Source organism: Dyadobacter sp. Leaf189 (assembly GCF_001424405.1).
Taxonomy (GTDB): Bacteria; Bacteroidota; Bacteroidia; order Cytophagales; family Spirosomataceae; genus Dyadobacter.
The window spans coordinates 675,551-690,687 of sequence record NZ_LMPS01000004.1 but is presented as its reverse complement, the minus strand read 5'-3'; the positions used below and the strand labels follow the sequence as shown (position 1 = coordinate 690,687).

12 protein-coding genes are annotated in these 15,137 nt (G+C 46.1%); 2 read left to right on the top strand and 10 right to left on the bottom strand.

Features of this window, described 5'->3' with window-relative positions; translation table 11 throughout:
- Position 1: 1 nt before the first annotated feature.
- From ASG33_RS12240 to ASG33_RS12220, 4 genes are all read right to left on the bottom strand, one after another.
- Complete coding sequence (locus tag ASG33_RS12240; RefSeq protein WP_056285107.1) at positions 2-202, bottom strand: YwbE family protein; 201 nt, start codon at positions 200-202, stop codon at positions 2-4.
- Entirely contained in the window at positions 202-2,439 is a 2,238-nt protein-coding gene (locus tag ASG33_RS12235; RefSeq protein WP_056285104.1) for an FUSC family membrane protein, read from the bottom strand. Before ASG33_RS12235 ends, ASG33_RS12240 begins: the two co-directional genes overlap by 1 nt.
- Before the next feature lie 137 nt (positions 2,440-2,576).
- Entirely contained in the window at positions 2,577-3,101 is a 525-nt protein-coding gene (locus tag ASG33_RS12230) for a ferritin (protein WP_031526668.1), read from the bottom strand.
- A gap of 571 nt (positions 3,102-3,672) precedes the next feature.
- A complete protein-coding gene (locus tag ASG33_RS12220; RefSeq protein ID WP_056285093.1) occupies positions 3,673-5,346 on the bottom strand; it encodes a glutamine--tRNA ligase/YqeY domain fusion protein in 1,674 nt (557 codons plus the stop codon).
- 105 nt (positions 5,347-5,451) lie between these two features.
- On the opposite strand from ASG33_RS12220, the gene truA reads away from it, so the two are divergent.
- Positions 5,452-6,204, top strand: a complete 753-nt coding sequence (gene truA, locus ASG33_RS12215) for a tRNA pseudouridine(38-40) synthase TruA (RefSeq protein WP_056285089.1) — start codon at positions 5,452-5,454, stop codon at positions 6,202-6,204.
- Here truA and ASG33_RS12210 read toward each other — a convergent pair.
- From ASG33_RS12210 to ASG33_RS26155, 4 genes are all read right to left on the bottom strand, one after another.
- Positions 6,197-7,792: an aldehyde dehydrogenase (NADP(+)) gene (locus ASG33_RS12210; RefSeq protein WP_056285087.1), complete on the bottom strand. Its 1,596-nt coding sequence runs from the start codon at positions 7,790-7,792 to the stop codon at positions 6,197-6,199. The two genes, truA and ASG33_RS12210, sit on opposite strands and share 8 nt — an antisense overlap.
- A gap of 99 nt (positions 7,793-7,891) precedes the next feature.
- Positions 7,892-8,854 carry a MoxR family ATPase gene (locus ASG33_RS12205; protein WP_056285084.1) on the bottom strand — a complete coding sequence of 321 codons (963 nt, stop codon included), beginning with the start codon at positions 8,852-8,854 and terminating at the stop codon, positions 7,892-7,894.
- Between the two features lie 54 nt (positions 8,855-8,908).
- Positions 8,909-10,276 carry a peptidylprolyl isomerase gene (locus tag ASG33_RS12200; protein WP_056286456.1) on the bottom strand — a complete coding sequence of 456 codons (1,368 nt, stop codon included), beginning with the start codon at positions 10,274-10,276 and terminating at the stop codon, positions 8,909-8,911.
- A gap of 78 nt (positions 10,277-10,354) precedes the next feature.
- Positions 10,355-12,646 (bottom strand): peptidylprolyl isomerase, encoded by a 2,292-nt coding sequence (locus ASG33_RS26155; RefSeq protein WP_056285081.1) that lies wholly within the window; start codon positions 12,644-12,646, stop codon positions 10,355-10,357.
- Between the two features lie 325 nt (positions 12,647-12,971).
- Between ASG33_RS26155 and ASG33_RS12190 the strand changes: the two genes are divergently transcribed.
- Positions 12,972-13,481 carry a hypothetical protein gene (locus ASG33_RS12190; RefSeq protein ID WP_229238626.1) on the top strand — a complete coding sequence of 170 codons (510 nt, stop codon included), beginning with the start codon at positions 12,972-12,974 and terminating at the stop codon, positions 13,479-13,481.
- A gap of 2 nt (positions 13,482-13,483) precedes the next feature.
- On the opposite strand, the gene ASG33_RS12185 is transcribed toward ASG33_RS12190, so the two are convergent.
- Complete coding sequence (locus ASG33_RS12185) at positions 13,484-13,873, bottom strand: VOC family protein (protein ID WP_056285078.1); 390 nt, start codon at positions 13,871-13,873, stop codon at positions 13,484-13,486.
- A gap of 36 nt (positions 13,874-13,909) precedes the next feature.
- A complete protein-coding gene (locus ASG33_RS12180; protein WP_255356496.1) occupies positions 13,910-15,100 on the bottom strand; it encodes an acyltransferase family protein in 1,191 nt (396 codons plus the stop codon).
- Between the last annotated feature and the right edge of the window lie 37 nt (positions 15,101-15,137).

Below are 15,137 nucleotides of genomic sequence, written 5' to 3'. Positions count from 1 at the left end.
TTTATTGAATGATTTTGACGCGGCCTACTTCGCCGCTTTCCAGGCGCACTTTAATTCCGTGCGTATGTACCGGTGCTTTGGTTAGAATATCCTTGACAATCCCGTAAGTTAATGTGCCGCTTCTCTGGTCTTTTTTCAAGACGATAGCAACCGGGATACCTGGTTTTATATTCTCCCTTTTTGTTCCTGTGAGTGTTTCCATTATGCGTTTGCCGCCTTTATTTTCTGCAAAATCTTTATTTCATCAATCGTTATCGTACTGATCAGCTCAAATAATCCATTGATCGTTTTCAGGTCGGACAGCATTTTCCGCGCGGGTGACTGATCCGCCTTCTCAATTCCCAGCTCTTTAATTTCTTTCTTCCGCTTAGCCAGCAGTTCCACGAGTTTTTGATTCTGGGGCAACGATTCACGCGTTATCTCAAAACTGTTGCTTGTCTTACCCTCGATCACATCGGCGGCGGCCTGTAACTGCCTGTCGATCTGGCGCGTCATCAACTCAAATTCTGTTGCGAATTCAGAGTAATTCAGCATTTGCGCGTAGGTCGACAGCGAAGCAATGTAAGAAGTCAGCATGTGGCTCGTCGCGACAAACTGGTGGTATTCTTCCATTTTCAGTTGCTGCCTTTTCGGCTCCGACAGCATTTTCTGGAAATTATCCGACAGGTTCGCCATCGCAATGATCGCGTCTTTTCGGCTAAGTTTCAGATCATTGATGTCCAGCTGCTTACCTGTAAATTTCGCCGCTACCAGATCAAAATACTTCCTGTTTGCATTCAACGCCTCCTTGATATACTGATTGATTTGCGAATGCTCCCAAACCGGGAGTACATAAGAGGAAATCAAATACGCGATCACGGACCCGATTACCGTATCAATAACCCGCTCTTCGAGAACGGTACGAATGTGGTTCGGGTTCAGAAAATTGAAAGACAGGATCACATATAGCGTGATTGAAGTAGAAGCAATGAAATAGTTGATTTTTAAAAAGCTGTAAGCGAGTACCATCGCGATGATCATGATCACGAAATGCGCTGTGTTGTCTTTGATCAGGTACAGCGACAAAAATCCCGTGACGACGCCCAACAAGGTACCTCCGATCCGCTGAATGTTGCGCTTCTTGGTGATACTGAATGCAGGTTTGAGGATCACAACAATGGTCAGCAAAATCCAGTAACCATGACCAAGCTCAAAGAAGAGCGAGGTAATATAACCCAGGAGCAAACCTAACGTAACGCGTACTGCGTGCCGGAAGTGGCTCGATTTTAGCGACAAATTGTCAAGCAAAATCCGGGGATGATACTCCTGTTTTGGAGTAAAATTATCCCCTTCCACATTCAATTTATAACCTTCGCCAACAGCCGCATCGTAAGTGGTAGCACGATGAAGTTTCTTAACGCGCTCGGTTACGTCCTGCAAACTGTTCAGGATCTGACGGAGCATGATAAAATCTTCCATGTTCTCGTGGTTCATCTGATGTTCGCGCATCCGCTCGAATGCTTTCTGGCATTTGTTAAATGCCTCGTCGAGATCGTGACGCGGAGTGGAGGCGGAACCGCTTTGAACAGCAAGGCCGATCGTCTGTATTTCAGCTGCGAGCCAGGTTATATAGGTACCGAAGAGTCTCAAAACTTTGGTGTGGTCAAATGCGCGGTGTAGATTGACGTAGTTTTGCTGCGAATTCAGAATGCGCTCAAAAAGATCGATACTATCGAGAAACATCAGCATCAGGATCCGGCTCTTGTTCGTGGACTCAGTGACGATCTCGCGCGTTTTGAACAAAATCTCTCTCAAATTCTCATGATTTTCCCGTAACAAAACCTGCTGGTGGATCATCCGGTTAAACAGCTCATCGTAGTCGGGATTGGCGAAATAGTAATCGGCTTTAATGGAAAGCAGTTTCCCAAGTTCAATAAAGTTTTCACCCAAAAGCTGCTGAATGAGCTTATAGGGCAGCAGCTTTTGCAGGATCATGAAAAGCGCGAAGTACCAAACTCCCCCGGCGCAAAAGATAGCCGCAGTCCTGAGTACCATATCGCCGCTCAGGTGGTCATCAATATTGAACACGAACACGAGTAACGAGATCAGTCCAATGCTGTTGACACGGTTTCCATATACGCCGACAAGCGAAAAGAACATCCCGAACACGATAATTTCCAGGAAGATGATAAAGGGAAATTCTCTCAAAAAGCCCGTAATGCAAGCCACAAAAAAGCAGCTGAAAATGGCCACCAGCAATGCATTTCTCCTGCGGTGGTAAGGTCCCGGATTATCTGTTCCCCCGATGAGGAGTGTGCCCAGCGGGAAAGCGATCATTTCGCTGAGAATGCCGTAGTGTTGAAATATAAGGCTGGGAACGATAGCTCCAAGCGTAAGGCGTACTCCCGTCGACAGGTAATGACTGAAAATGAACTTTTTAAATTCGTCGAGGTAATTCATGAACTGGCCTGCTGTAGCTTTTACAATACTACTATTTTAATCTTACAAGAAACAAAAGGTGTACCATAATTCGGGTTGGTACAAAAAACAAAAGGCTGCCTCCGTTGGAAGCAGCCCTGGTATCGGTAATCCAATGTTTAGTCGTGCGAGCCGATCTTTGAAACCGCCTTGTCGATCACATATAAACCTGTTGCTTCCTCGCCGATTACGTCGAAAAGTTCGATCGCGCGACGTGCGTTATCTTCTTCTTCAACCTGCTCGTTCACAAACCACTGTAGGAAATTCTCGGTAGCGTAGTCTTCTTCTTTGCGGGTAGCAGTGATAATGCGGTTGATCGATTGCGTTACTGCGATTTCGCTTTGTAATGCAGTTTCAAATACATTTCTGAATGTAGGATACTCTTGCTTTACAGGTCCGATTTCAGGAGAGATCGCGGTTCCTCCAACTGTCATCAGATAGTTGAAGATTTTCAGCATATGTCCTCTTTCCTCGTCAGATTGTTTAAGGAAATACTGCGCGCTGTATTTAAAACCGTTGCGGTCACACCAGGAAGCCATCGCCAGATATTTGGCAGAAGCCTCTGCTTCCATTTTAACCTGGTTATTTAATAATATCTCTATTTCCTCTTTAAGGGAAGTCCGTTGTCTCAATAAATCTCTCATGGTACTTGTTGCTTATTTGTTTTTATAAGTACAAATATCATGCGAAAGTTCATCAATCCAAACTGAAATTGATATTTGGAATTGGTCTAAGACAATCGTTATCAGTTATTTAGACTGATTCTGTTTCTAAAAAAAGAAGTTCGTGGAGCAGAGAATTCAGCTCAATTGCGAAGTGGGTACCGTTGACTAATTCCCTCAGTTGGATCAATTCGCAAAGCGTAAGCTTGTGATAAATGTTCAGCTGAGGAGCCTCAACGAACTCGTAGTCAGATTCGTCCGAGAGGTCGAACAGTTTGCTTCTGATATCAATGCTGTTTATAAAGCGACGGAAAGCCAAGAAATCACGAAGCTTAAAAGAAGCCTGGATTTCGCCGAAATGGAGCTGGATCCGGGAGGTTAAGTCGCATTGTACGCAAAAACCTTTTGCGGTACTAAATAATTCATTGGGGGTATTCACTGACAGCAAGACAATATTGGTTCGTGAAATTGTGCTGCAAAGATAAAGTCAAACATCTTCCCGAGCAACATTATCTGTAAGTAATCTAAATAAATACCCCCAATTTTCCTTATGTTATTTCTCTGAGGTCTTGGCCCAGTTGTCGCGCAATGTAACAGTGCGGTTGAAAACCAGCTTTGACTCAGTACTATCGGCATCTTTCACGAAGTAACCTTTGCGCAGGAACTGGAATGATTCATCTTCCTTTGCTTCCAGCAATGCAGGCTCTGCATATCCGGTAATTACTTCCAGCGATTTGGGATTAATGTAATCTTTGAAATCGCCTTCTTCTGCTGAAACATCCTCCACCGAAAACAGACGGTCATATAACCTGATTTCAGTTTGAACCGCGTGCTCCGCTGAAACCCAGTGCAGGGTACCTTTTACATTGATTCCCGTTGTATCGTGTCCGCTCTTGCTGTTTTCAATGTAGCTGCAATGCACTTCTGTGATCTCGCCAGCTTCATTTTTGACAAAATCATTACATTCTACAATGTAAGCACTTTTCAGTCTGACCATTTTGCCCGGCGCGAGACGGAAGTATTTCTTGCCCGGGTTTTCCATGAAATCCTCCTTTTCAATGTAGATCTCACGGGTAAAAGGAACTTCACGTGATCCGGTTGTAACATCTTCGGGATTATTCTCACTGTGGCACATTTCTGTCACTCCCTCGGGGAAGTTTGTGATAACCACTTTCAACGGATCCATTACCACCATTCGGCGCAATGCTTTCTTGTTCAGGTCTTCGCGCACGCAGAATTCCAGCAGGCCCACATCGATCATATTCTCGCGACGCGCTACTCCAATCCTGTCACAAAAATCCCGGATACTTTCGGGGGTAAAGCCTCTTCTGCGCAATCCGCTGATCGTAGGCATACGCGGATCGTCCCAGCCGCTTACATGATTTTCGCGCACCAGTTGCAGTAATTTCCGCTTGCTGGTTACTGTATAGTTCAGGTTCCGGCGCGCAAATTCGTATTGGTGCGACGGGTATATATCCAGCTGAGCGATCAGCCAGTCGTAAAGTTCACGGTGAGGAACAAATTCCAGTGTGCAAATAGAATGCGTAACGGTTTCAATGGAATCACTTTGTCCGTGGGCAAAATCGTACATCGGGTAAATGCACCATTTGTCGCCGGTCCGGTGGTGTTTCGCATGTTTGATCCGGTACAAAATCGGGTCGCGCATTAACATATTAATGTGCGCCATATCAATTTTGGCGCGCAGCGTCCGGCTTCCGTCGGGGAATGCGCCACTTTTCATTTGTTCAAAAAGTACAAGATTCTCTTCCACGCTGCGGCTACGGAACACACTGTCCTTACCAGGCTCCGTGGGTGTACCTTTCAGAGCCGCAATTTCCTCGGAAGTAGAATCATCTACATAAGCAAGCCCCTTTTTGATGAGCTTGACGGCATATTCATAAAGTGTATCGAAATAATCGGAAGCATAAAGTTCATGTTCCCATTTGAACCCCATCCATTGAATATCCCGCTTGATGCTCTCAACGTACTCTGTATCTTCTGTTACAGGATTGGTATCGTCAAAACGCAGGTTGGTGTAGCCCGGAAATTTGTTGGTCAAACCGAAATTGAGACAAATGCTGGATGCATGCCCAATGTGCAGGTAACCATTTGGTTCCGGGGGGAAACGGGTGATGATCTGAGTATATTTTCCTGACTGCAAATCCGCCTCAATAATCTCTTCAATGAAATTCAGGTTTTTCTCTTCTTTTTTCTCTTCCGTAATCATATAATAATGAAATTATCCAATTCTCAAAGTTAACCTTCTTCCTAACAAATTCCGCAATTCAGGCTGTAAATCGCAAATCTCTGTCCTTTGGCTTACTTTTGCACCATGCGCTATTTTCTAGAATTTTCTTACCTCGGAACTGCCTATAATGGCTGGCAAAAGCAAAATAACGCGCTTGGCGTCCAGCAGGTACTGGAAGAAGCGCTGGCCAGGTTGTTCCGGACAACGGTTGAACTGACAGGCAGCAGCCGCACCGATACCGGCGTACATGCAGAACAACAATTCGCCCATTTTGATTTAAATAATCCCATTCCCGACCACGATCTTTTTATCTATAAGCTGAATGGTTTGATCCCGCGGGATATTGCTGTAAAAAATGTGTACGAAGTTGAAAGTGAGCTTAATTCACGCTTTGCTGCCACTTTCCGGAAATATGAATACCGCATTTCCCGCTCCAAAAACCCATTTCTGATCGGACAGGCCTATCTTCTCAAAGCAGACCTGAATGTGGATCTGATGAATGAAGCCGCTGCATTGCTGCTGCAACACAACGATTTTGAATGTTTCAGCAAGGTTCATACCAATGTGAATAACTTTCGCTGCACGATCACGCAGGCTGAATGGATAGTCGCACCTGATAGGCTGGTTTTTCATATTCAGGCCAACCGCTTTTTGCGCGGAATGGTACGTGCTGTCGTAGGAACCTTGCTGGAAGTGGGTAAGGGAAAGAAAACAGTTGCGGATTTTGAAGCGGTGATTTTGTCTAAAAACCGTAAAAATGCCGGAGCACAAGCTCCGGCAGAAGGATTGTTTCTAACCAGGGTAGGTTACCCCGAAGGTTTGTTCCAAATCAGATAGCAACCGGATCTTTGGTCTGCATATTATTGACCAGCCGCAGAATGCCCAGCGGGTTACTGTTTTTAAGTTCGTCGGGTAAAAGCGAGTCTGGCCAGTTCTGGAACGACTGCGGACGTACAAACCGCAAAATGGAATGCCGACCGACTGATGTGAACTTCGAATCAACAGTAGCAGGAAAAGGTCCGCCGTGATGCATTGAAGGACAAACTTCCACGCCGGTAGGTACCCCATTCATAATGAACCTTCCTGAAATCTTCGCCAGCTGTCTGACCAGTGCAGGGTAGGAGGCAGCCTCCGTTTCATCCGCCATTAAAGTGGCAGTAAGCTGGCCTTTGAGGTGTGATATCGCAGCAAGCAGCTCTTCGGTGTCTTTACAAATCACAAGCAGGGAAAACGGTCCGAAAACTTCTTCGTGTAGCTTTGGATTGGCGATGAATGCACTGCCGGAAACCTCAGCAATAGTCGCCTGTGCCTGGTTGCCAGCCGCATTGACATTTTCAGAAACAACCAGTTTGGATACATTTTCCTGTTCAAAAACCTCCTCACGCAACTTATTGTAATTCTTGTAAATTCCTGCTGTCAGCATTGTAGCTGAGGTTGTATTTGCGATCTCGTTTTTATAAGACCCTCTGAATGCATCCAATCCGGCTGAGCTGGTCACGAAAACCAGACCAGGATTTGTACAAAACTGCCCTGCACCCAGACTGACAGAAGCAGCCAACGTTTTCCCGAGCTCCGTTGCATTATGTTCCAGGTAACCCGGGAGTATCACAATCGGATTTACACTTCCCATTTCTGCATAAACCGGAATAGGATCTTCCCGCTCCTGTGCTAGCTTATGCAGCGCCATTCCACCTTTGAAAGAGCCTGTAAAGCCGACTGCCTGCGTAACAGGATGCTTAACCAATGCAGCGCCGACTTCAAATCCGTCATCATACAACATTGAAAATACACCTTCCGGCATATTGGTTTTGCGTGCTGCTGAGATGATAGCTTGCGCCGTCAGGTCACTTACGCCCGGATGTGCCGCGTGCGCTTTCAGTATAACCGGATTTCCTGCTGCCAGCGCGGGGCCGACATCCACACCCGCGACCGAATACGCAAAAGGAAAGTTACTTGACCCGAATACAACAACGGGACCGATTGGTACCAGCATTTTACGCATATCCGGCTTTGGTACCGGTATCCTCTCCGCCAATGCAGTGTCAATGCTGGCTTCCACCCACGAACCTTCGCGCAGTAGGTCGGAAAACTGGGTCAGCTGGTTGATCGTACGCGCCCGCTCACCTTGAAGTCTTGCTATTGGCAAGCCCGTTTCCAGATGAGCACGTTCCACCAACTGGTCGCCGAGCGCCGTTATCTCTTCCGTGATCGCGATCAGAAATGCGGCCCGGCTTTGTGCCGGCACTGCGGCATACTCAGCAAATGCACTTTCGGCAAGCGCCATTGTTCTCTCGACTTCTGATTCAGTGGCGCGATGAAAATGATCATCGAGGAATGAGTCACTTGCGGGTATGTACGATTGAAATGTATGGTCACCTTCGGCTGAAAGTGTATAACCTATGAAGTTTTTACCTTGAATATCCATTGTTGAAATAAGAATATTGAAAATTGATAAACCCTTAAAACAGAAAAAATGTGCAAATCTCAGACCTGCACATTTTTTGATATGTCGTAAATTATTAAGCTACACCAGTCGGCCGACAATATCATCGACTGAGATACCCTCCGCTTCCGCTTTGAAATTACGGATAATCCGGTGACGCAATACCGGCAATGCAACTGCTTTAACATCCTCAATATCAGGAGAATATTTACCCGATAACAATGCATTGCATTTAGCCGCCAGGATCAGAGCCTGCGAAGCCCGCGGCCCCGCGCCCCATTCGAGGTAATCGTTGGTATCTTTTACAGCCAAGCCGGCGGCAGGTCTTGTTTTGTGCACCAGCTTTACTGCGTATTCAATTACATGGTCAGTGACAGGAACACGGCGCACCAGGTGTTGAAAATCCATGATCTCTTCGGCTGTAATCACCTTTTTGACCTGGTACCTGTTGTCCGTAGTTGTGTTTTTTACAATGTTGACCTCCTCCGCGTAAGACGGATAATCCAACTGGATCATAAACATAAACCGGTCAAGCTGCGCTTCGGGAAGCGGGTAGGTACCTTCCTGCTCAATCGGGTTCTGGGTTGCCAGTACGAAAAATGGCCTTTCCAGGTTATGCTTCACACCCGCGATCGTTACCGAGTATTCCTGCATGGCTTCCAGCAATGCAGATTGCGTTTTGGGCGGTGTCCGGTTGATCTCATCCGCAAGGATAATGTTGGCAAAAACCGGCCCTTTGATGAATTTGAAATTTCTGTTCTGGTCCAGCGTTTCGGATCCAAGAATATCCGAAGGCATTAAATCGGGTGTAAACTGAATACGGTTGAAGTTCAGGTCGAGCGAAGAAGCGATGGTTTGTATCAACAGTGTTTTTGCAAGTCCCGGCACTCCGACCAGCAGACAATGTCCCTGGCAGAAAATGGCAGTAAGAAGCCTTTTCACCACTTCATCCTGGCCGATAATTACATTACCAATCTCACTCCTGATTTTATCATAAGCTACTTTCATAGCTTCGGCAGCTTCTACGTCCGATGAATACTTCACAATATGCTGGATTAGATTTTTGAACTTCTGAACTGCATGGAAACGGATCTTTCGCTAAATATCATCACCGCTTGCCGCGAGACCAAGCACTTTACAATTTTTATATTCGGGCTCAATGCTGATAAATACATCGCCCTGCGCTTTCTTAAACCATTCTTCAAGCGCATTGTTCCGCTTGTTGCTTAACACAATCTGCGCGAGTTTTTCGTAATCATCGTGCAGGTTAGCTGTATGCGGCTCCGACTTGCTCTTATACCAGATAATGCGCATTGCGCTGCTGCCATCTTCGGTACGATAAGAAACCGGCTTGCTCAGGTCACCCACTGTCATGGTGTCGATCGCGAAATACAATGCAGGGTCCATAGAAGCGTCCAAAGTCAGTTTCGACAAACCTGTATTTCTGTCCTGGATCAAGCCGCCCGATTCAGCAGTCATTTTATCATCTGAATTGTCCAGCGCCGCTTTTGCAAACTTCAACGTATCAATCTGGATCAGGTTTCTAAGACTGTCAAGCGCGCGTACCGCCTGTGTCATATCTGTTCCTTTGTTGTAATCAGGGCGTAACAAAATGTGTCTTGCGCGATATTCAGCACCACGGGTCTCAACCATTTTGATCAGGTGGAAACCGTATTGGGATTCAATTGGCTCCGACATTTCGCCTGGTTTAAGTGCCAGCGCCGCACCTTCAAATTCAGGTACCATCGCACCGCGTTTGGCAAAACCAAGATCACCACCGTTTTTGGCCGATCCTAAATCTTCTGAATAGATCTGCGATAATGTAGCAAAGTCTTCGCCCTTTTCGGCTCTCTGTTTCAGTTCTACCAGCTGCTGGCGCAGTTTGTCCTTTTGCTCGCGGGTCACCGTTCCCAGTTTCACGATATGCCCGATCTCAACCTCCGATGGAATATAAGGAAGGCTGTCTTTTGGAATGGAATGGAAGAATTTGCGAACTTCATTCGGCGTAATTTTTACATTACCAGAAATCGTGCGCTGCATTTTTTCAACTACCTTCTGTTCCTTCACCTGCTGACGAAGTTCATTTTTGAGGTTATCAATGCTTTTTCCATAAGCTTCAACGATATTTTTCTCCGAACCGAAACGCTGGATCATGTAGCCCATTTTCGCATCCAGTTCACCGTCTACTTCTTTGTCGTCTACCAGTACTGAGTCAATCTCGGCTTTGGCAAGAAGCATTTTGTTGATAATCAATGATTCGAGCAGCTGGCATTTCTCCGGGGCAGTGCGCCCTTCGGCTTTGTACTGGTTGTACATATCTTCCAGCTCTGAGTTGAGAATGTAGTGGTTGTCCACTCTCGCAATTATTTTATCGAGGCTCACTCCCTGCTGACCTTGCCCATTGCTTTTCAAACTAACAAACAGCGCGAGAACCATGAGCAGCTGAGTGGCAATCAATCTATTTATTTTCATATGCTTAATTGTTCCTGTCGGATACGTGCGGGTTTTTTAATGTAATATGTTTTTGTAAATGCTAAAATACGCTTAACGCTTAATTTTATCTAATTCTTCTGCGTTGACTTTCACAGGAAACTCTTGCTGAAGTCTTGAAACCCATTGCTTTTCGAGCTCTTTCTGGTAGTCATTAATCACACTTCCGCGTGCTTCTGCAAATGTTTTCGGCCTCGCCGGCTCAATTTTCCTGATGTTGATCCAGGTAACTGCATTTGCCTCCTGCTTTGTCTGCTCGCCTGGTTCCCATTTGAATCTGGTCAAAAGCTTGTTGTCACGGGCAAAATATCCTTCGTCGATGGTAACGACAGCCTGAGTGTCAGAATTATATACTTTTTCCACATCTTTCACAGACTGGCTGTAAAATTGAAAAGCAACCCTGCGGTTCCGCTCTGCTTCGGCAGCCTGCCTGAAAGACCCGTAGTCTTTTTCTATGATACGCAGAATGGGAATGTTTTGTGAATTCAAATATTTGATAACATTCCTGATCCGGGCGGCAGATGTCATTTCCGACTCTTCTGATGAGCGGTAACCTGCGATTTCGACTACGTAGTCCGGATTTTTCTGCATAATGATTGCCAGTTCTTCCAGTGAAGCGGTTTCTTGTTCGTCAATAGTTGAAGAACCAGCCTGGAAAAGTATCTCGCGCGATTTTCTTTCGAGCTTATAGGGACTCACGGCAAGTGTCCTGCGGATTGCATTGACAGTCTGCGTGTCTTTTGCTGCGATAATGGTTGCCAGAGCACGGTCAGGATAGTTATAGCGGGATTTATTCTGTTCGTAAAACCGCATTTGGCCGACTGAATCAGAAAGCGACCGCTGCCACACATTCTCTTCCATCATTTGCGAAAGCAGCACACCTTCCCTGATCTCGTTCATCAAACTCCTGAACTCGGGGTTGGTTTCTTCCAAATGTGCTTTCTCATATTCAGTCAGGCATTCAGAGAGGTAATCGTTGTAATATCTTCTGAAAACCACAGCCACAGACGCGTCTTTCGGTTTGCGCACCTGGCGTTTTTTGATGTAATCCAGGAAGGAAAGTGCGTCGTAGGGTTGTTGTTCAATTTTAAATAAAGTGGTGGTTGACCAATCCTTGCTCACTGCCCTGAGGTAGTCCCATTTGCCAGTAAGAATGCTGCTATCCTGCAAAGTGGCTACTTCCTTCCATTGTTCCGGAAATTCCTGGATCGCATACTTTTCTCTTAGACGCTTTGCATTTGCAGCTTCAATCACCTTTCCGCGTGAATCTGTAACCACTTTTTTCCGGAGGGCAGGTGCCATTACCGCCAATGTTTCGATCGGCCTTTTTTCGATCAGTTTGATAATGTGCCAGCCGTACATGGTTTGTACCGGTTTGGAATAATCATTTGGCCGGGTGAGCGCAAATGCAGCTTCTTCAATCTCCGGTACCATTTCGCCAATCCCAAACATTGGGAGTAGCCCATTGTTTTTTCTGGATTGTTTGTCGTCCGAATAACTTTCCACCACATCCTGCCACTGTTCACCATCCTGCAATAGCTTGTAAGCCTCTTCAATGCGCGTTTTTGCCGACTGCTTCTGCGTCGCGCTGGCTGTGGTATCTGCCTGCGTCATAATATGCGCGATCCGGATCATACCTCGGTTCGCGCGTTTGTCAGTCAGCTTGATCAGGTGGTAACCTGCTTTGGTGCGCACGGGTTGAGAAACGCGGCCAACTGAAAGGTTATAAGCAGCAGTTTCAATCGGGTAAAGTGTCTGAAATGCAGTGAAGTAGCCCAGGTCTCCCTTGTTTTTCTTCGCCGACGGATCTTTTGAGAATTTGGCGGCCATATCTCCGAAGTCGGTACCTTCTTCGAGGCGGCCCCTCAATGCAATGGCGGCGCGGTAAGCTTCCAGCGTATCGGCAGGAGCGGCATCTTCTGAAACCCCAATCAAAATATGGGAAGCGCGAAGCTCCTGTTTCAGACGTGTATAAGCTTCGTTAGTCAGCTTTTCCACCAGTTCTTTGTCAACCAGGTGGTTCTTCGCAAGCTGGTCACGGTAAGATGCAATTTCTTCTTTATAGTCCTGGATCGTATCCCGGCCTTCTTTCTTCGCTTCCAGTACCTTGATTTTGGCATCCGTATAGAGAGCAAGGTATTCTTTCGGGCTTAGCTCTTTGGTCGAGTCGGAAGCATACAGGTTCTTGTTATATGCGTCCTGGTATTCGGCAAGTGAAAATTGTTCTTCTCCTATTTTCAGTAATGGTTGCTCCTGAACTGTTGTTTGTTGCGGAGGGGTGGAGGTTTTACAGGAAAGTATTGTAAAAAGGGACGTTATAGTAATATAGGAAGTTGCTCTAAGCATATGTTGTCGATTCGTAATCTCGCGGATGTTGCTGCTTTATTTAACCTGATTCGTATTCAAATATTGTAAAGCCGGCAAAGTTAGACGCTTTCAGTTCTTGACAAAATTATCGCCGCAACCGATGTGATTTGTTCCTTTTGATTTCCACAGCCGACTTGTTGTGATATGGCAAATTCACCCCAGGTTACTTACTTCACAGGTGTACCTGAATTATTAAAAAAGTTTATTTATCGGGCATTTTGCACTTAGGCTGGAATTGTTGTTTGTATAACTGCATAAACCCATTTGCAAACGTTTTCAGGCATACATTTTTTGCAATTCGGGCATGGTCAAATTACAGGGCGTTATGGAGAATGTTGGGGACAATAACTTCGTTCCAATAATCAGGGCATTATGGAATGAACAAAAGAACAGAGAACTGCTTTACTTGGAAGCTTTGAAAAAAGACAGCATGGGGAATTTCCGTAAGCTGCTGAGCCAGGGGCACGTGAGTGCTGTACTCTTTCAGAAGGAAATCCGGGCCATTTACGATTATTTCAAATGCTTCCTGACAGACAAAGAATTGGGCGATACTAACCAAATCGCCTCTCTGGCTTCGCTGCAATCGCTGGAAAACGCAAAAGCGCCCTGCGAAGTAGCCAGCTGCCTGAAAAAGATAGAATCTGCTACTTTGCAATTGTACAAGTCGCTTCGCTCACACCTCGATCGTGAAGCAGAAGCTGTACAAGTTTTAGACGAGCACCTGAGCAGGATCTCCGAGTTTTATGAGGTTTTGTGTAAACTGGAAGGAAGCGGTACCAGCAGAAAGCCGGTATCTTATACAGCCGCTGCCTGATTTCAGGCTTCATACAGTTCTATCGGCAGATCGTCCGGATCTGCAAAAAATGTAAACTTCCTGCCGGTAAATTCATCCGTTCTTACCGGCTCAGGAAAAATCCCTTTCGCATTCAATTCTCCTATTGCGGCTTCTACGTTATCTACTTTAAATGCGATATGCCTCAATCCGGTCGACTCCGGCCGGGACGGGCGTTTGGGAGGATCGGGAAAGGAAAAGAGCTCAATGCAATACAGACCATTAAGGGAAAGATCAAGCTTATAAGACTTCCGCTCGGCCCGCAGCACCTCACGGTCAATTTTAAATCCCAGAATTTGCGTATAAAATTGCTTTGACCGCTCATAATCTGAGCAGATAATAGCGATATGGTGTATTCCCTGTAATTGGAGCATAATGGTAGGTTAATGTAGATGCAAATATTACAAACATTAAATCTTAATGAATAGCTTCTTCTTGTACATCCAGTATAAAATCCACCATTCGAAAAACAGGATTACAGAGCCACTCACCAGCGACCTTAATCCTTCTCCAAAAATCAGGTCATAATGTGGGCTGATGTGGATCCGGAAAGATTGATCTATAAAACTGTCGATAGTATGCGCAAGAATGTAAGCTGCGATAGAGTTTGTTCCGATTACGAGTAAAAACAGGAATTTGGAACTGTTGGCTTTCACATCTACAATATAATAGAATGCCGCAAGCAGCAGAAAGCACCAGCCGCCGCTGAACAAGGTCCACGAAGGTGTCCAGATCCTTTTCACGATCGGGTTAATGCCGCCAAAGTTCAGGATTAATGCGAGGACAAGCAGGATAATGCCTCCGGCAATGCACCGTTTGATAAACCAGCTTGGAGAAGCGGCCGTTTTAAGCCATTTACCCGCGATTAAACCCAGGATCATCGTTCCAAGCGTAGGGATAAAGCTTAAAGTACTGTATCCGCCTCCATTGTACCGGAATGCTTTTTCACGTGGGAAGAGGTTCATAAACCAGCGGTCGAAGTCCCAGGCAAAATTGGTGTTTTTGTTCCAGTGCGCTGCGAAGCCTCTCAGATTATGCTCCCTATCGGCAGTGATACCTGTTTCAGCCCAGTCGAAACCAGGCCCGGGTACGGGATACAATGCAAAAGCGAGAAAGTATAAAAACAACACCGCACCCAAGGCAGTCCATTGAATGCGTTCCGTGGTGAATGCGAGTGCGAAAAGGAAAGTATAGCCAAGACCGATCTGGGTAAGTGTATCTTCAAAAGTGAAATTGGTCTGCTCGGCATGCATTGAACGCAGAAATATTCCCAACAAGATCAGGATCAGCGAGCGCCGAATGGTGTGGTACCACATGACGGAAGTGCTTTGCTCTCTGCTCGCGCGGCTTGCGATCGAGTAGGGTAGTGCCACACCCACCAGGAATGAAAATGACGGCTGGATTAAATCATGCAAGGAACATCCCACCCAGGGAACGTGACTCTGGTGAAATGCGAGGAAAGACCAGAAGCCGCTATCGGGAAATGCTTCCGAGATCTGTTCCAGTCGCAGCACTTCGGCCATCATCAGGAACATAACAAAGCCACGGTAGGCGTCAACAGACGAAACCCGCTGTACTGGTGCAATTGCAGAATCTTTCAAGGGATCGGGGATTAGGGTTGGTATATAAAGAAAAAAC